The sequence below is a fragment of the Flavivirga rizhaonensis genome, from assembly GCF_004791695.1.
In the GTDB taxonomy this organism is placed as follows: Bacteria; Bacteroidota; Bacteroidia; order Flavobacteriales; family Flavobacteriaceae; genus Flavivirga; species Flavivirga rizhaonensis.
The window spans coordinates 46,173-65,755 of sequence record NZ_SRSO01000028.1 but is presented as its reverse complement, the minus strand read 5'-3'; the positions used below and the strand labels follow the sequence as shown (position 1 = coordinate 65,755).

Sequence of the window (19,583 nt, the reverse complement as noted above, 5' to 3'; positions counted from 1 at the left end):
TGCTATTTTAAACTATAAAAGTATCTCGGTCTTAGGCAAACTGACCTAAAAACAACATTATTCACAAGGCTTTTCATTAAAATCAATCTAAGCTTTTCAATAAATAAAAAGACTTACGGATTTAAGGTACAAGCTAGCGGTAGCTGGGATTGATATGGCTCTACGTGATTTTAAAACTAAAAAGGCTTACGCCTCTTAAAACACAAAAAAGCTCTTACATAACTGTAAAAGCTTTTCTCTTTATTTTTTCTTACTCATACCGCCACTAGTAAATACTAGCGGTAGCCGTTACGGTAAACTAGCACCATCAGGGACACTCCATTATCTAATACACTTAATTACATAAATTCCTTCTTTATAGATAACATAATCTCCACCTCTATTAATAAAATCATAGTAATAATTAAAATTAATATCGTCAGAAATAAGTGGAGACATTATATGCCAAGTCAATTGATAATCATTAGTATAACAATAAATAGCTTCTTCTAACCCATAAAAAGCTTCATACTTATATTTTCTTTTTGAATCCACAAAAAAACTTACATTGGATATAAAATTTGAAAATATATAATTTTCATTATCAAGAACCATTGAGTCAAACTCATTATTGTCTTCAATAAAATAGTATTTCAATTTCTTCAATTGTTCAACAAACTGGTTTTCGCCAATTAATTGACAGGCTTTAATTTTTTCTTTAATATCTTTTTTAACTAATTCAATGAGCTCCTCTTTTGAAGAGTTTAGTATATCTTTGTTAGTAGCTATACTTTTTACGTTTTCAAGATTTTCAAATAATAAATCACTATTTGGAAACTTTTCCAAAACGACTTTTATTTCACTATCAGAAAGCCCCTCACTAAATAGAGTAAAAAAGTGAGATTTATCAATCTTTTTGGGATTATCAAAATATATTAACCAATCATCAATTATTTTTTTCATAAAAATTAATTCTATTATTAGCTATCTAAAAGGAACTACAGTGGAGTTAATTTGCCACTCTTCAACTAACCCTCTTACTTTATTAACAAAATCGTCATACCCTGAACTATTATTAATAATAGAACGTAATTCTTGGTGAAAAGCACCTGAACTTGGCCCAGAACCTCTTCCAGTAGTCGCACTATGCGAGAATGGTTGACCTGTATGAGGGTTAATTCCTTTTACATCTTTGGTTAAACTTCTAAACCTTTGTATTTCATCCATTGAAACACCCCATGCTTTAAATTTTGGAGTTTCACACACCATGCACCATTCATGTAATTTACCAGGCTTTCTAATTTGAGCTTCTATTTGCTTTCTAACACTACTATTTCCCCATAGCATATCAAACTCATCTAAACTAAGATCATCAAACCATTCATTAAAACCTCCTCCATATTCAGGTACTCTTCCATTAGAAACTAGTTCATCAAAAGGTCTCATTAATTTATGAACAGCTCTTAATTTACTTATTCCAGAAAATATGCCCCCTATACCAAACTCTATAGATAATTCTTTTGTTGCTTCTGCTCCTACTTGTTTCCATTCCTCTAACCTTACTTCATCTCCTCTATTCCTATAATAAGTTTGCATTTCAGCACTGTGCATGGCATTTCCAAAAGAATAAGCAGTAGCTAATTTACCAGCAGTGGTTGTAAACTGTCCACCTGTAAAAGCAAAATCAGCTGGAATTAAGAGCGCACCAAATACAATAGTCGCACCTAATATTTCATTTCGCCTTAATTCAGCTAATTTCGCTGGATCACCTTTAGCCTCCTCCTTCCATTTTGCAATTTTCACACTAGCTTGGTGTCTTTGGTATGGCGAAAATTCTAAACCTTCTAATTCAACCCCATCTATAACCCTATTTTCAGAAAAAGCATATGGTGAGTTCCAAGGATATTTATAAGACAATGGATCTCTTGCAAAAAATCTCCCCACTCTCGGGTCATGCATTCTATACTTATAATTCACAGAATTCCCTTCCCCTTTAACTTCATCATCCTTCTCCTGCCCTTGGAAGCCATATCTATAGTCGCTACTGTTACCGTGGCGATTGGGTAGAAGCATCCCAAAGGGATAGTAGTCATTGCGTTTTTTGGCAAAAAAGCCCGTTTTTTAGCGCATACCTTGGCTTAAAACTGGTGTTTCAAAAATATTTTAAAGAACGTATATTACCCGTAAATATAGTATTTTCTTATAAACCCCACGCAAGTAATATCCAGTATTTTCGTGCCTCAAAAACCTCTGTATATTCCTTGCTTACCAAAGCCTCGGTATGTTACATAATTGGCATTATAATACGGTCGCTTCTTCCCCACTTCGCCAAAACCGTAGTTATAATGTAAATTATGTAAAATACTCCCTAGCGCTTGACTGCCGAAGCTCTTGCTCACTCGGTTGAAGACTAACGCCCTACGGTTGTTCTACTTCAAAAAAGGAACAGCCCCTAGCTTTTATCCTTATCGCTATTCCTTTTTTGAAGTATATTTTTAATTTCTTTATAAATTTCAATAACTAACTTAGATAGCCCAAGAATGCCTAATAAATAATCGATGTCCATAGTTCACGGATTTATGGTTAAAAAATATTAATCCGTGTGACCGCTCCAATGATAAACATTCACTTTCACATAGAAAAGGACAACTTGTCTAGCATCCCGTAGCTTCCATAATTTTAACAATTTTCCGTTTTAAAAAGATGAAGATTTACTAGCCTTTAACCTTTCGTTTTGGCTTTGTCCTTACTCAATCTTCAGCTTTTTAAAATGCTAGACTAAGCGTCGATTGAGCGTCACGCAATAACGGTGGAACGAGTTGTGCAAAAAAACGAGCAAAGAAGTAAGGCGAGCCTTTTCGCTCGGTGTCTTTTTGTGAAGCTTTTTTTGTGCAAATTCGGTGTGGTGGTTGCTGAGCGCAACCGAAGTATGGCTTACGGAGTAAATAAATATGTTTTCCTAGTGCGGTGGCAGAAGTGGCTGTAAAAAGCGCAGAGGCTTTGCGGCAATTTTACATAATAGCAGTTATAACTACGGCATTGGTGGTGCGAGCAGGTATTATAACTTCTATTATGTAACGTTGCTTGGGTGTAGCATAGAGAGCGGAACAAAACAAAATACAGAGGGTTTTGAGGTACGATAAAGTTGGATTTTGTTTTGTGGGGATTATTTAATATCCTCTTGGTTCTTTCCCTGAATAACGAACCCTGATTATCCGTATCGTATCAGTTAAAATTCGGTAAGCTATATTATAGGTTCTAACTTCATAAGACCTATAACTACCGTCATTATTTAACTTGTTTTCGTCTAACGTATAAATTTCAGGTTGTGAGCTTAAAACATCTGCACTACTCAAAATATCGCCAATAACTCTATCTGCAATATTTAAAGATTTGCTGACTTCAAAAATATCCGTGTGTACTTCTTCTAGTTGGCGTAATGATGTCGGAGACCAAACTATTTTCTTCCCCATTGACTTGCTCTTTTTCTAACTTGTTCTTGGGTATAGAAGTTACCTGATTCTATCTCTTTTTCTGAAGCTTCCAGCTCTTTATTGTACTGCTCAATGCTAATACGCTCTGACGATACTTTTTTTCTGTATTTCAGTATGTTTTTTATAGCCTCCAATAAAGTAGGGTCTTTTACATTATCTAATTCCTGATGTATCCACTTTAAATCTGCTTGTAAATCCATGATAATATTCTTTTTCTTATTGTAAAGATACAATTTCTGTTCCATTGTTTTATATTTTTAGTTGGGTGCCGCAATTTACAGCACCCAATTTATGATGTCTGTTTTAAGAGCAACTTTCCAAGTATTTATCCATTATTGAAAGTCCTTCAAGTTCCTCATTTGGATAACTCTTTAGCACCAACCTGCATAACCAGTACACGGTACTTTGCATCTGTTCGTTTTTATACAGCCCTTTCTCTAATTGGGTCAACAACAAGATACCGTCAAGTAAGGACTCATGCATATAGGCAAGTTCGCTTAAATTACTAATTGGTAATTTTATGTAATTCTGTTTGGTTTTTGGGTCGGTTTGTAAGGTATAAAGATGATTTTCTTTAAATTCTTGTGATTTCATTTTGATACTTTTTAAGGATTAAAAATACCCGCTTTAGTCTTCCTTCTGTAGTATCAGTACAGCATAAGAGTTTCCTTAACTTATAGACATAGCGGGATTTAATTGTAAAAATACACTTTGTTATGGTTTTGATACTTTTCAAGGAATAAATTTTAGGTATTTTTATTTACGGACTTCTGTTGTGTATTTTCATAATATTGCATTTTTAGCGCAAAGGGTGGAAGTTGTTTATAGTTTCATGCAAGCTTTCTAAGTCGTCTTGTTGGTAACGTTCGGTTGAACTTATGTATTTGTGCCCTGACAGATATTGGGTTTTTCTTAATCCGCTTTGTTTTAACCAATGAATAATAACACTTGTTCTTACCTGTTTTGTGTCTGTAAAACTGTTATTAATGGCTTTTAAGTCTTTGGATAGTTTATGGATGGTATTATGCAGTTTTAAACTGCTTCCGATTGGTAATAACAGTTGTTCTGTGGCTTTATTGGTTTCCTTTAAAATCTTTGGTCTAACTTCGTTAATGTACTCCATAAATTCCATGAGTTGGAACGGTTTTAGCTCCATATCCCGTGCATTGCTTTTTCTTGTTCCTGGAACTGTAATCTTACCTTGATAGAGTTTAATGTGTTCTACTTCCAACAATTGTAAATCTCTGGTATTTAAGCCTTGGTAAACAAGAAGTCCAATAATTATTTTATTTCGTTTTCTTGCAATTAGTTTTCCTTTGTTTATTGGATAGCTATAATATAAATCCTCTAATTCTTCGAACTCTAAAGTGTCATGTATAATATGTCTTTTAACACCTTTTATATTCAGGTCTTTTATATCGTTCTTTTCTCTGTAATTTTCTTCCGTGAGATAATTAAAATAGATTTTTAAATTGCCTATATAGGTTTGAAGGGTTCTTGGTTTTAGGTTCCCTTTTCGTAAGTGTTCAATGTATCTTAAAAACGTTTTATAATCTATGGTTTTTGCATTTGTTCCATAGGTTTTACACCAATCGTTAAACCTCGTTACGTTTCTTTGATAGGTTGTGATGCTCTTGTCGTTGTAACCGTTTTTCTCTAAATAATGTTCGTACGTGTTCAGCGGTGAGCCACCGCAGGCAATCATTTTCTCTTGTTCCATTTTTGTGGCGGTCTGTTTGTTAGTTTAATAGTGTTTGGTATTGCTAGGAAGTGGGTATATATCTGTGTGCTTTCTAAACTGCTATGTCCTAAAAATTTACTGATTTGTTCTATATCTGCGCCTTGTTCCAGTAAATGGGTTGCAATGCTATGTCGCAAGCTGTGAAGTGTAATATTCCGTTCTTGTAAATCGTTATTTTCTGTTGCTTTGATAACAGCCTTTAAACGGTTTGCAAAACTCATACCCAGTAATCTTCCTCCTCTGTAATTAATGAACAGACTTTCGGTTTTCTTGTAGTTATAAAATTGGGTTCTATAATCGTAGATATAGGTTTCCAGTATATCCAAGCTGTGCCTGTTTAATGGTACAAAGCGCTCTTTGTAATTCTTGCCTTGTCGTACAAACAAGCGTTGTTTATCAAAAAGAATGTCGCTCGTATCTAAATGTACTAACTCGTTTCTTCGCAATCCACAACTGTAACAACATACTAATATGGCTTTATCCCTGTAGCGTATTTTATGGTCTGTATTGCTGTGATTAGTAGCTTCAAAGAGTTCTTTTATTTCCAATTGTGTCAATACATTTAAACTGTCCTTGTCGTTTTTTTCCTCGTGTTTTAAGTGGATATTTATGCCTTTATGGTTGTGCTGTTTTAGGTATTCCCTAAACTTGTAAAGTGCTTGCTGATGCTTGTTTAAATGCCCTTTACTTAATGCCCCTTCTCTTCTTTGGTTAGGGCGTTCTTTTAAATGTTTGTAGTAATTTATTACGGTTTGAGTGGCTATATGATTGATTTGATTAATGTTTTTGCTTTCCAAGTAATTAAAAAACTCTCGTAAGTGTATGGGTAAGTTGTAAACGGTTGTTTCTGCATATCCTAAGATATCCAACCACGCCTTAAAGGCTATTAATAATTCTTTATAACTGTGGTTTTTTATGGATAGATTTTTCATTCTGCGGGTGTTTTTTTGAGATTGTATAACGAAGTGGATTTAACTAATTGGTTTCCTCTACTTTAACTTCGCCATTTTCATGGTGGCGAACCTCTGGCGAAGTGGCGCACCGTAGAACGGTGAGGCAGTTATTTAAAGCATTGTCTATTTGCTGTCTTAGATTCTTGTATTCGTCTACGTTTACGATTTCAAAACTGTAAAGCGTTCCTTTTTTACCTTTTATTTTTCGTATATAATCTTCTGCCAATAGTTGTTTATTGTAACGTCTGAGTGTGGTTTCCTTTACCCGTAGATTTTTGCGGATTTCAGCATTTGTAAACGTGGTTTGGTTATTATTTGCTAAATACGCCTTGAGGCGTTCTAAATAGTTTCGGGTTGCGCCTGTAATAGTGTCGCTTTTTCGTAACAAAACTTCTGTAATCAGCTCGTTGGCTTCTTGTATATCTTCGATTGTGGTTTCTATATATTCTTCGCCTGTTTCTTCGTTGTATCGCTTTTCTCTTTGCTGTTGCTTGTAAAATGTGATTGCTTCTATAAACTGTAAATAGTGTGAGTTTGTACGTCTCGGTTTAAATACAGATTGAGGAAGTTCTAAATATTCAGCATAAGGATTAATGACTTTTATTGGCTTTAAAATTCTTTGAACATTTTGTAATAATTCTTTAGCTCCAACCTGCTCTTGTTCATTAAGTTTCCCTGCACTTAAAAAACGCTGGTATTGCATGATTCTATTATCTTGCTGTTCGCTTTCATCGATGTATAATAGAAAACTACGATTACTATTATCCTCGTAAATACTTTCTTGTGTAGTACAACCTGCAACACTTACAGGACCTTCAACCGTTAAATGGATGGTTTTTGTATTACCTTTTCTGTCTTTATGTACTACTGTTTTGGTAATGCGTTTTTTAGATTGCAGTTCCCGTAATGGATAGAGTACAGATTCTGCACCATCCAGATCCTCGATTAATATTAGTTTGTGTTGTAGCTCTGTACGGTTGAAGTAATAAAAGGCGTTGGCGCTTAATACCGTGATTTCTATTTTATCTTCTTCGGGTATGAGTTCCGATACTTTGGATTGTAAATGTGTTTTTCCAACACCACTACTTCCTAAACTGATGCAGTGTAATGGGTTGTTTGTTTTTCTTGATGTGAAGATTAAGTACATTAATAGTCTGTTATCGACTTCGCCTATTACTCCGCTTTTACCAATAAGTTCGTTTGTCTTTTCTAATAGGTTTTTACTTTTAAGGAAGTTTATCGCTTCTTGCTGTTCAATATTTGTTAGGTGTTTGCTAAATGGTTTTTGTGATTCTGCTTGTTTTGATGTCAATAAAAAACGATAGTTCTCTAACTCTTTGGTTAGTTCTTGTAACGTTTTTCTAATAACGCTTGTTCCTATTTCTAAGCGTTCTGCGCATTTTCTAACCAATTTTTCTACTTGGTTGTCGTTATATAAATCGATGCTTTGCCTTAATATATTTAATACGGCTTTGGTTTTGGTTATCTTTTCAATACTTAATGTTACCCGTAGACTTTCTAATCTGTTTATTTGCAGACCGCCTAAAATGTGAAGTTCTATATCTTTTGTTTTGTATAAATAGTTGTTTGGGTTTTGAGCATCTAACATTGTTGATAAATTTATTTTCTGACCTATTTATCACAAAACTAAAACATTTATCAGATTTAAACAAGATTTATTTACCTTTGTTATGCTATTTATATCAGTTATATTTGCTTAAACCTTATTATATATAGCATTTTAACGACTTTTAAGTATGACTTTAGGACAACATATTACCAAGCTACGCAAGCAGAAAAAACTATCTCAAAACGATTTGGGTAAAAAAGTTGGGACTTCTGGTGATATTATTGGACGTTACGAACGTGATGAAGTAAAACCATCGATTGAGGTGGCTAGCAAAATTGCGGATGTTTTAAATGTGTCTTTGGACTTTTTAGTGGGCAAGGTTGCTGTTGAAGTGGATAGCGAGCTTTTAAAACGTATTATTGATATTCAACAAATGAATACTGAAGATAAAGACCATATTCTTTATACGCTTGATGCCCTTATTAAATCTGTAAAGATTAAGGCTATTGCTTAAAAAAAGCTACTCTATCTCTAAAGTAGCTTCTTAATTTATTTATTTTATTACTCTTAAAACTTACTCTGTACGCCACTAGTAAATACTAGCGGTAGCCATACTAGGGAACAGCGGGGCTTACTCATAAAAAATTACTTTTCTAAAAAACGATTTCTTTTAAAGAAAATCAAAAAGATAATAACAACTGCATTACTAGCTATCAAAACTGCTTTTTGCAATACTGCACGTTGTAGTAATTCGTCTTTAATATATTGAGGTAAAAAAGGATTTAGTTCACTATCTAAAAAAGTTAGATACATTATATCGATAATGATTAACAAAATTATAACCGAGATTATTATTAATTCTTTTGTGTATTTCTTAAACAGTAGCATCCTCAGTTAAACCTATCTTGTTTAAAAATTCCTTTTGCTTTTTTCTGTATTTGGAGTAATCTCCTAAAATATCTTTGAACAATTTCACTTCAATTAAACCATTTTGAAGCTTGCGTTTAGAATAAGTAAAATCTATTTCATCAATTATACTTTCATTAATTATATCTCCAAACCAAGTGCAATAACTAGCTATATATAAAATCCCATCACGATAAATACTTCTACCATAATTTTTAGATGTGTCTATACATTTTTCATCCCATAAATCAATACCATAGCTTAATCCTTTAAGGGATTTTTTATTAATCTTATAAGAAGATATCGATTCCTCATCTTGCCATTTTACATCATAGTAATTCGTAATGTATGAATAATAAATATCTTTAGATTTTTCTATAAAACTATTAATATCCTTGTATAATATTTCTTCAAATTCAAAGTAAAAAGAAAAACTATTAATGATGCTATCTTTATGTTTATTTGTATTAAAATGGATTGAATAGTCATTATTCAACATAATTATTAATCCATTGGAAAAATCTTTATTTATAACATATTCAAAATCAGAATAATATTCTACATCATCTCCAATAATGGAAGTTATATTTATTCCTACATTTTTAATTCTTTTTATGAAATCATAAAAAACAATCCTACTGTAGCTATAAACTGTAAATCGTGTTTCTAAATCATAATTTTTATTACTAAATGTCATTTTTTATAAATTCGATTTGATAATTACTTTTACACCATTATCCTTTCCGTGTTTAATAAGCTGTTGTGCTTTATTATAATGTTTTCCTCCTTCTTTTATAAACTCTTTTAATTGAGATTTAGGAACTAAAATATCTAAAGTTCCATCAGTAGGTTTGTAAGTAATGCTCTTAAACTTAAATCCATTATCAATTTTTCCTTTGATTGCATTAACATAACTTTTAAATTTTGATAGAGGAAAAACTTCTCCTTTAAATGTTTTGAAAGAACTATACATTCCTCCTTTGACAAAATCGAATGTCGGAAAGTTAGATGCAACATCATCTAACCACTTCCACGAACTATATTTTGTAGTTGCCGCAAGTCTTTCTAATAATTTACCTCTTGTTGTTCCATAAAAGTTTTTAAACATTTGTTCTGCAGCTTGAGCATAAACACTTTTCTGTATTGCTTTTTGAAACAATGATTTATGAATGAATTTCCCACCAACCATAACTAATGCATAATCAATAGGATTACTCCCTTCAAAGTGAGTACTTAGTCCTGTAGTCATTTCTACTGGTACTGAAAAATCAGCTCCTTGTATCTCAAATGACACATCATATTTAACAAAAATATGTTCATCCTTTGAAGTACCGCCAAAGTACCAAGGTAATTCAGTAGTTATAATTTCAGTTCTAACACCAGTATGTGTAAAGCTAACTGTTGATTGAGAATTAATTAAATCCATTCCTTTAAGCTGTTTAATTACAGCACCAAAATCAGAATTTATAACATCGTAGGCTTTAGATGTTCCCATATCAACATCGTGAATATCTGTAGATTTAGGATTACCCAATGTGTTATCAATAACAACTCTTTTTTCTAAACCTTCTAGCTCAACAGACATCATTACATTATTTTCACTAAATGAATAAGGAGAAATTGAAGGGTATTTAGGAGATAAAGGGTCAACCGCAAAGAACCTTCCCACTCTTGGGTCGTGCATTCTAAACTTGTAATTCAAGCTATTCCCTTCCCCTTTAATCTCATCATCCTTCTCCTGCCCCTGGAAGCCGTATCTATAAGAGTCCGAGCTTCCATGTCTATTTGGTAAGAGTTGACCAAAGGGATAGTAATCATTATACGCAACTACATCTGGTTTTAAGAGTCCACGGGATATTAATTTCCGGTCTGTTACAACACTTAATACATTGCCTAAATGATTACTAAGCTCGTAGCGTTTGTCACCTACTACATTTTCAAAGATCGTATCTACAAAAGTAATCGATTCTTCGGTGATTTTCAAATTCTTTTGCTCTAATCCTAATCGCGAACTTCCAAATATATGATGTTCCGTTAAGAACATACCATCGTTTCCACCTATATTGGTTACATCTTCTATTTTAGCAGTAAATGTACTACCCGCTTTCGCATGGAAATTAGGTGAAAGCGTTATACTTTCTCCTGCTGTATAGCTTAAATTCCCTGTAGGTTCTACCGTATTTTCTGTTGTCGTATTGGTAGTGGCAATAGTATTTACAGCTGTAAAATTTTGTGAATCTGTTACTTGTAAATTATTATGTGTAATATCAAACGGGTATTCTGGAGCTGGTATATTAGCATCACTATTATATACTGCCAATACATTACCTTGTGCATCGCGTGTATATAAGGTCATTTTATTACTGGCAATATCTGTTTTAGATATTCGGTTTCCTAGTCCATCATATTGAAAATGAATAATATCTCCATTCGTTTTTTCGATGGATTTTACTTTACCGTCTACACGCCATATTATTGTATCTAAGTTTTCTGCTGTATCTTTAATTAATTGTCCAATTTCATCATAGGTATAATTTCCATCGGGTTGTGTTTCTAAATCATTAAATCCAGTATCCCCTAAGGCATCTTGTACATCGTCCAATTGATTGGTACGTTCTTGCAGCCCTGTTGCTGGGTTTAGCTTGGTTTTATAATCATACGTTAACTGATCCATTGCCACAACATCATTACTACCGTTAAGCGTTGAGCGATTAAGTGTTTTTAAGTTTCCGTTACGATCGTAGGTATAATTTGCAGAATAACTTTCTGTTAGTTCGCCTCCTCCACCTATATTGTTTCCTTTATAGGTTTTAATTCTATTTAGTTGGTCATAGCCATAGTTATTTAATTGAGGGGTTAACAAGTTTTCGTCTTTTAAAAGACTGGTGACCATTTGCTTAATATTACCATTATACAAGTTTCTACCTGCAGTTGCTGTTGGGTCTGTAACTTTATTTGAGTTGCTGTAACTAAATGTATTTAATCCTCCTAATCCTCCTAATTCTCCTAATGCTCCTATAGGTTGGTAATCATCATCAAAATAATTTAATGAATATCCCATCGCATCTTGTGCTACTAGTGAGGTTGCTGTACCATCTGTTCCCATATCGTTTGTTGGCACCATAGTTTCAGAATTCACCCCTTTTAACCAGCCTTGTAATGTATAGGCATAATCCATTCCTTGCACTTCTTTCTCTCCTAATACGGTACGTGCTAATGGACCATGTGCATAGTATTGATAGGTTGCATCTTTTTCCCAAATCATACCATCACTGGACGTTTCAACCATTGTGATACGGTTATCTGCATCATAGGTATAGCGATGCGCAAACATATCTGCCTTGCCGTTTTGGTAGCTTACTTTATTTACGTTTCCGCTAATTAAATCGTACTCATACAAGACCCTTTTTATTCCAGATTGGAAATTATTAGGATTTATAACCATAAGTTTGTTATGTTGCACCAACTCTTTTACGTTACCATGTATGTCATAATTATAGAAAAGGGCATTGTTATAGTTTGCTAAGTTTGTTCCTATATTATTAGCATAATCTCTAAGATCGTAATAATAAACGGCTGCCACACGATTACGGGTATTATCTGTTGTATTGTTATCATCAGTTACGGTGTCAAAAATTTCTACAGGGCTTACGCCTTTTAATTTATCATACCCAGTAGTGGTTACTTCGTATTGGATATCTGAAATATTTCTTGGATAAACATTTACTTTATTTATAATTTCCGACGTTTCTACATGGGCATTATCTGCTGTATAGACTAACTTCCCTGTAGTTTCTTCTATAGCAATGGCTATTTTAGGGGCAAATTCTCCTGCTTCTGTTATACGCCCGAGTTCATCGTAATTGGTATAGCTAAAACGATTGTTTACTAACTGTTTGGCGTTTTGCGAGGCTACTATTCTACCTAATTCATCATAGGCAAAACGTGTTTCACCACCATCCGGTGTAAATTGCCACACCAATTGGTTTAGAGAATTGTAACGGTATGTTGTTATTAAGTCATGATCTGGTAATAGTGTTGTGTCTTCGTTTGTATTGTTATTGTTTCTATATAAATTTATGGCACTATTTATACCTCCTGCTTCTAATTCTTCTTCTGTAAAACGATCTACACCCTCTGGTGGTACAGTCTGCAATAAGTTCCCTGCCTGATCATAGTAGTACAACGTATATTGGTATTCTTTGTCTGGATACTCCATATTAAATGTTTCTACAGGCATACTTAATGCGTGCTCTAAATAGGCGTTTATAAATTCTTCTCGTTTAGTAGTTAAAAGATTAGCGTAAACATCTCTAGAATAGGCTTCGGTGACACTTGCATAAAATTGTTCGCAAGGTGTTTCTTCTGGTATATCTATAGATACTGAGCCAAAATCTACAAGGAATGGTGCTGGCACACAAGTGCTTTGATTTTCTGGTTGGTTTAAATAGTCTGATGTAAATGCAGCCCAATTCATGGTATATTGGTTTGCATCAGCTCTTGTTGTTGTTACATGCGTGCTATAAAGGTCTATAATACTTCTAATAGCTGAATAACCATAATTAAATTCTGTAGCACCAAAACGGGCTATGGACATATAGTCTAAATCTAAAACACTGGTAATGCCAAACGTTGTGATGTAATACTGGTAATCGTCTACTAAATATTGGAATGAATTAGCGCAGAATTCATCTTCGCTTACTATATCTCCTTCATCATCCGCTAATGGTACCCCTAGGTCTTCTTCTTTATCGCTAATGGTATTCATTAACGCTGTATATATTGGGTATTTGTCTGTACAGCTTACTGGTTCTGGTATTGGTGGGATACAAATATCCGAACCGCATGCTTCTCTTTGTTGAATTGTGGATTTTGAGGATTTGGAAGCTAAAAATGTGCTTTGACTATTAGCCAATTGACTAAGATTGGGGTCAAGAGCCCAATAACCACAAAAATTTCCACTACTACTCGTACCTGAGTTTAAACTATTTGTTCTTCTAACATGAAAATTCAAGAAACTTATTTTTTCCTCGATAACATCTTGATCATTTAAATAAGTTAGTTTTATTAGAGTGCCATTAGATATTTCTTCGATCATATCGAATGCAATGACTTCTTTTACTTTTGTAAAGTCTATTGTCTCAATTCTAGGGTCTAATGGGAAAGTTGAGTTAGTTAATCTGAAACTGAAATATGTACTTGGTATTGTTATTGTATTTCTTCCAATATCAATATCCATCGTTAACGGATTGTGACTGTAAATAGAATAATCGGCGATTCCTCTTTGAACATTTCTGTCGAAAAATGTATGCTTGATATTAGCCCTTTTTTCAATACTTAAGAAAGAATCATTAAGAAAAGCGTCTGTATTTGAAGAATTAAAAGGTGCCCTAGTAACAGGATCTGTTGGATAAGATGAAAAAATGTCTTTAAGAATATTTAATAAATGTTCCTCTACTCTGTTTTCTTCTTCAATATAACTGAGACAAGAAGTAACTTTTGGTTCTTCAGGTGCTTGACAAACATCATTATAAGCATCTAATAAAAAGTCTCTCAATGTATTTTCAAAGTTTGAATCAATAAGATCTGCAGTAGAATACATTATAAAATCGGAATCTAATACATTTAATGTGGACGAATAATCAACAGGAACTTTATTAATTATTGCACTTACATAATCATATGGGCTTCCTATGCCACTTACAGTGTTATCATCTAAAATGATGAAAAAGACTTTCTTGGATTTATTATTAGCTAACAAATCATTATACTGTGTTTTGGTACTTTCTATATTACTAACATTGTCTCCAGTTATAATAACAAATGTAATATCCATTGGGATTGTGATTCCTGTGGTATTGTTACTAAATGAACTATTATTAATTGCTGTAAATATTGTATTTACTGTGTTGGAATACGGAAAATCTTGTATTTGTAATATACCAGACGAAGTAACTTCATTATTACTATTAACTACTGGCTCTATTACTGCTGAATTATAATCTGTCTCAAAACTTCTTACTCTAGCATTACCCCCAGAATGATCATCAATAGTAGTTATATATAACGTATCTGTTAACTTTGTATTTATAAAATTCACAATACCTTTTCCGATATTTAATCTACCATCATTGCCTACTACAGGTGGATTTGCTAAAGGACTTGTCGATACTAAAGGGGCTCGATTTGGCACTGCAAAAACAAATCCAAAATGAGGGGTACAATTTGTAGGATCAGGCTTTCCTGCAATATCATTAATATCACCACAACATAAAAAGTTAATTAGTGGTTTGCCTTCTATCCCTTGAGATAGTGTTCCAGCTTTACTTGCCTGAATTTTATTGGACGCTGATGTTAAATATGTAATTTGAACGTTTTGATGGGTAATTAACCCTTCACTATTGTATTCATAATTTAAGCCCATACCCGTAAAATCTGCTACACCTGTGGTTGGTAAGGTTTCATTTTCGTCTAACTCTAATATAAAACGTTGTACGCCATCAACTTCTATAAAATATGTGCTACCTGTATTACTCCATGTGGCTGTACCACCTCCAAAAAAGGTACTTAAATAGCTGTTGCTATAGGCTGTTATACTATTTAATGGAACTGTAGCATTTATAGTATTGGTTTTGTACAAGTGATTTAAAAGTGTTATAAATGCCCGTGAAAAACGCTGTTTTTTATTACAATCTCCTAATGGCCCAGAGGTTTCTCCGTTACCTAAATATTGTCCAACACTAGCTGAATCAGGGACAATACTGCAATCTGAGATACGAGCCTGAGTGCTACCGCTAATAATAATTTCCTCATAATCTGTAGCTTCAAAGCTACTACGTACCTGTGCTACTGCTTTAAAAGTAAAGATCTCTCCTGCAGTGTCATAGCTTGATTTAATATGGCTTACTTTAGTAATTACCCAACCATTAACACCAGTATCAGCATAATTATTCCAAGATCGGGTAGCAGGTATTGTTATTGTTATTGGAATGTCTCCCACTAATGCTGCTTGTTCGCTAAAGCGCAATGTTAATTCAACACCATTGGGTGTACTTGTTAACTTAACATCTCCTGGTTGTACTAATTCTTCCAGGTTTCCACCTAAATCCTGATACAAATCCCTACTTAAGTATTTTCCTCCAAACGTGCGCTCTCCGGAAATCCCAGGAGATAAGGTTGCAAAATCTTTAAATGAAAACTCTAAAAAGGTTTGTAAATCTCTTGCTAACGGACATACACCTGTTTGTATATAATACTCATAGCCTGTATATCCTGCAAATTCTTCTACGAGATCTGCTGCATCTTGTCCAGAATCGTATAAATTATCTGATGGCTTAAAGCGTTTTTCTTTTGTGGCATAGAAACTAGCCACATCACTATCGCAAATTCTATTTTCTCCAGCTTTAATAATACCATCTAGGGTCCCTTTATTTATATCTTTGATATCTTTTAAGACTGCTAATAAATTTATTGGTGCCTCTTCTTCTCCTATACAGCCATTGTAGCAGTTATTTTTTTCTGCATAAATATTTCCAAAAAAGGTTTGAATCATTTCTTTTGCACTACTGTAACTGGATTTGTAGATACTCCAATATTCATCTTTTTGTGCCGTTGTTAATGACCCTACAGTAACACCACTAACATTACAATTTGTAACGCTATTACATGTTACAATAGCTAGGGCATATTTTTCTAAACTAAGTCCTGTGTTATTATAATTTTTAGTAAGAACTTCGTTCATGATATTGGTACGTAAATTAAAATTTATACCATTATTTAAAGTTGGGGGAACGCTTCCATAAAAGAATGGATCTTGTAACATAATGGAAGTGCCAGTTACAAAAGCTCCTGCTTTAGTATAGGTATCTAATAGACGTAAATGCAAATCGTAGCCGTCTGAATTCATTAAAGGACTTCCTGCGACAGTTGTAACATTTTTAGTAATACCACAAACAGCTTCTGCATATTGTAAATAGCAGTATTCCGGATGGTAAACGATAAGTGATTCTGCCCATTGGTTTTGCCAAACACCAGAAGCAATAAAATCTTCTACATTGGTTAAATATTGAGGTTCTACCAGATATTCATCGTTATTCGTGTTTTTTGTTACTGGTATTAATTCGACACCTAATTGAATATCTGGTGCATAGGTATTGTTTCCTTCTTCATCTGTAGTCTGTTTTACTTTGATATAGCTTATGGTACCGTCTGTATTGTAATAATGACCTTCAGTGTACAATCCATTTCCGTTAGGAGCTGGATCATGGTCTGGGTGTCTTGGGTTACGCCAGCTATTGTGAATCTGGATATCGTCTGTTTGTGTACTTACAAGGCGATTACCATCATTAAAAATATTCAGTTCGGCTTGAATAACAGCTTCTGCTTTTTCTCCATTTCCATCTTGTATCAAAGCGCTTGGATATTGCCCGTATTGTCCGCTAGGTTTCATATCGTCTAACAAGGCTGTACGTGCGATGCTACAAGACATGGAATTAGCTACTCTATTTTCTGGGGAAAGGTTTACTAAATCGGTACCATCTTCGCAAGGTGCATTGCAGGCTAGAATGAGTTGTTCCCATTGGTTTTCAAAAGCTAAAGTTAATCTTGCTTTTTCTTCATCTAATTCTGCTGTGGTTAAGGCTTCTTCTAAATCTGTGAAATCATAGTCAGCCATCTTGGCATCTCTATATCCATTTTTATCACCATATTCAGTGATTAATGAACTCTCACAGTCTTCACAACTTACAAAACAGCCATCTATAATTTCTGTTGGAATGGGTACTACTACTGTTGGATCTATATAACATGCATCTCCTGGTGTACTTAATTTTTTTATAAATTGATCTGCATAGGTTTCTAATGTATCTTTATTTACTACTAAGTTTTTAATAATACTATAGGAACCTCTTGGCACATCTAGCGTAAAATCTGAAAGGTCAAAGGTTGGATCTTCACGATTTAACACAAGACTGTTACCTTTTATATCTAATACGTCTACAAACAAATCATAAACGACAGGATAATTCACCAATCCACTTATACACGTATATTCAAAATCTGTTTGTCCTAGTGTATATTTAAAGTTTAGTTGAGACGGTTCTATGGCAAGTTTAGTTGCCGAATAAACTAAGGCATCTTCTTGGGCTCCAAAGGCTTGAGTTGACTGCCTTATATTATTATCTGTTATTGTATCTTTAGCTAAAGGGCTTAGTTTGCCTAATAAATCTGTGGTCACACGTTTATGTAACGTTCCACCAGCATCTATTTCATCATCTAAACCATCTAAATTGCTTGGGGAAATACCGGCAAGTGCTGTTGCTATAGTTCTTCCCTGTGGATCTATGTAACTAACACTGGCTTGTCTGTTAGGGTCTATTACTGTATTCTTTTTGTAATGCGAAAAGTGCCCCACACTATACCCGAACAAGCGGTTTAATTCTTTTTGTTCTGGAGTCCCATAATGATATTCCATTTCATGGGTACTCCCTAATTGATGCTTTGTACCTACGCCTCCTTTTCTAAGAATTCTTCCTGTGTTGTCTGGCATATATTCTATTTGAGAAAAAGGATGGCTTTTTGCATCAGGAATCCTATTTTTAAACGGGCTTGTTAGATCATTTTCTGGAGAATAATATTTACTAGCTCCACTTAGAGTATCCATAGCTTTTAATACAGTTTCCTGATCTAAAATATTTCGGTCGTCCGTATCAAAATCCTGATAACTATAAACTTGTCCTGTTGAATTTAGATTAAAATTATCTTTATAATCTATTGCCAGACCATTAGTAGGCACTGGTAAAACTTCTACTGCTGGCCTCCCTTGCGCATCGTAAATAACTTCGCCAACAATAATATTATCGTCGGAGTTAATTTTTGTTACGGTCTGGCGGTTACGTAGCGTCCCATCAAAATAGCTAACCACTTCTTTCTTTTTACCTTCTTCTGCATAAGAGGCTTGAAATTGCCAGTTTTTATCGACTTGATGATCATCATTTATAGTATATACAGCATTCCAATCTGACAGAAAATTTGGAGTATTACTTTCTGCTTCGCTCCATTTGCCATATCTATAAACATTGGTGTTTTCTAGAAATCTTCCTACAGCTCTTACTCTATAAATTAAATAGCCTTTGGCATAAATTAATGGTATATTATACTCTATTTTTGAGGTTTGTACTCGCGTGTTATTTAGTTCGAAATCGCGTTTCGTGAAAGGAATTGAATTTAGAGGTCGCAATGGAATGTTTTCATTTTCATCATATCCATCAACCCATGTCCATTCTACATCATAAGACATGGCGCCATCAATAGCATTCCAACTTAGTTTTACTTCATTGCTATTAGGTACGGGTGGAGTCACTGTAACCGATGGTATTGTGGGTGATAAGGCTTTAAATGTTGTCGCATTAAACCCTAGTTCTAAACCAATATTTGCAGGTACAGGGCCATTAGAGACTGGTGTAGCACTAGTAGATAGGTCTGTATAAATAGCTTCTATTAGCTCTACCTTTACGCCATAGGCTCCTACTGCTATATGTTTACTTATATCTATTGAGTTTCCTGTTGCTCCTCCCGATGTATTGTGTTCTACCTTTAGTATTATTTCTTTAGGAGTACCATCAAATGCTCCAGAAAGCGACGCCGGAGTGACATTTAACCGTAATGCATAGGAAAACCAATTGTTTGGAGGTTCATTTTCTTTAACATACAGGCTTATATACCCCATAGGATCTATATTTTTTAATACGCCTGTATTATCCAAATTGGCGGTTACATATTGTAAGGGTGTCGTGGTTCCCAATACAGCTTCAATTTCGGTAGAATTATAGTTTACTTTCTCTTGAGCATTTAAAAAATACGCTTGCATTAGCAAAAGAAAAAACAATATTTTTGTGATTTTATGTTTCATAATAGTAACCATTCGCTTTAATATTTACCTG

At 34.0% G+C, this 19,583-nt stretch carries 11 protein-coding genes and 1 pseudogene; 1 reads left to right on the top strand and 11 read right to left on the bottom strand.

Annotated elements, in window-relative coordinates; translation table 11 throughout:
- Positions 1–321 precede the first annotated feature (321 nt).
- The 8 genes and pseudogenes from EM932_RS17135 to EM932_RS17100 form a co-directional block, all read right to left on the bottom strand.
- Positions 322–942: a hypothetical protein gene (locus EM932_RS17135; RefSeq protein WP_135878434.1), complete on the bottom strand. Its 621-nt coding sequence runs from the start codon at positions 940–942 to the stop codon at positions 322–324.
- A 21-nt stretch (positions 943–963) separates the two neighbouring features.
- Positions 964–2,055: pseudogene (locus tag EM932_RS17130) on the bottom strand (RHS repeat domain-containing protein); the annotation flags it as partial.
- Between the two features lie 1,094 nt (positions 2,056–3,149).
- Positions 3,150–3,452, bottom strand: coding sequence for a type II toxin-antitoxin system RelE/ParE family toxin (locus tag EM932_RS17125; protein WP_135878432.1), 303 nt, complete (start codon positions 3,450–3,452; stop codon positions 3,150–3,152).
- Positions 3,437–3,718, bottom strand: a complete 282-nt coding sequence (locus tag EM932_RS17120; RefSeq protein WP_135878431.1) for a hypothetical protein — start codon at positions 3,716–3,718, stop codon at positions 3,437–3,439. Before EM932_RS17120 ends, EM932_RS17125 begins: the two co-directional genes overlap by 16 nt.
- Positions 3,719–3,776: 58 nt before the next feature.
- On the bottom strand, positions 3,777–4,067 hold the full coding sequence (locus EM932_RS17115) for a hypothetical protein (RefSeq protein ID WP_135878430.1): 291 nt from the start codon (positions 4,065–4,067) through the stop codon (positions 3,777–3,779).
- 205 nt (positions 4,068–4,272) lie between these two features.
- Positions 4,273–5,193, bottom strand: coding sequence for a tyrosine-type recombinase/integrase (locus EM932_RS17110; protein WP_135878429.1), 921 nt, complete (start codon positions 5,191–5,193; stop codon positions 4,273–4,275).
- Complete coding sequence (locus tag EM932_RS17105; RefSeq protein ID WP_135878428.1) at positions 5,175–6,146, bottom strand: tyrosine-type recombinase/integrase; 972 nt, start codon at positions 6,144–6,146, stop codon at positions 5,175–5,177. Before EM932_RS17105 ends, EM932_RS17110 begins: the two co-directional genes overlap by 19 nt.
- A 43-nt stretch (positions 6,147–6,189) precedes the next feature.
- Complete coding sequence (locus EM932_RS17100; RefSeq protein WP_211344312.1) at positions 6,190–7,776, bottom strand: hypothetical protein; 1,587 nt, start codon at positions 7,774–7,776, stop codon at positions 6,190–6,192.
- Positions 7,777–7,924: 148 nt separating this feature from the next.
- Between EM932_RS17100 and EM932_RS17095 the strand changes: the two genes are divergently transcribed.
- Entirely contained in the window at positions 7,925–8,251 is a 327-nt protein-coding gene (locus EM932_RS17095; RefSeq protein ID WP_135878427.1) for a helix-turn-helix domain-containing protein, read from the top strand.
- Between the two features lie 131 nt (positions 8,252–8,382).
- Here EM932_RS17095 and EM932_RS21105 read toward each other — a convergent pair whose 3' ends face one another.
- The 3 genes from EM932_RS21105 to EM932_RS17085 form a co-directional block, all read right to left on the bottom strand.
- Positions 8,383–8,550 carry a hypothetical protein gene (locus EM932_RS21105; RefSeq protein WP_211344311.1) on the bottom strand — a complete coding sequence of 56 codons (168 nt, stop codon included), beginning with the start codon at positions 8,548–8,550 and terminating at the stop codon, positions 8,383–8,385.
- Between the two features lie 61 nt (positions 8,551–8,611).
- Complete coding sequence (locus EM932_RS17090) at positions 8,612–9,340, bottom strand: hypothetical protein (RefSeq protein WP_135878426.1); 729 nt, start codon at positions 9,338–9,340, stop codon at positions 8,612–8,614.
- A gap of 3 nt (positions 9,341–9,343) precedes the next feature.
- The gene (locus EM932_RS17085) at positions 9,344–19,552 is read right to left on the bottom strand and encodes a 3-coathanger stack domain-containing protein (protein ID WP_135878425.1); all 10,209 of its coding nucleotides are present in this window, start codon (positions 19,550–19,552) and stop codon (positions 9,344–9,346) included.
- Between the last annotated feature and the right edge of the window lie 31 nt (positions 19,553–19,583).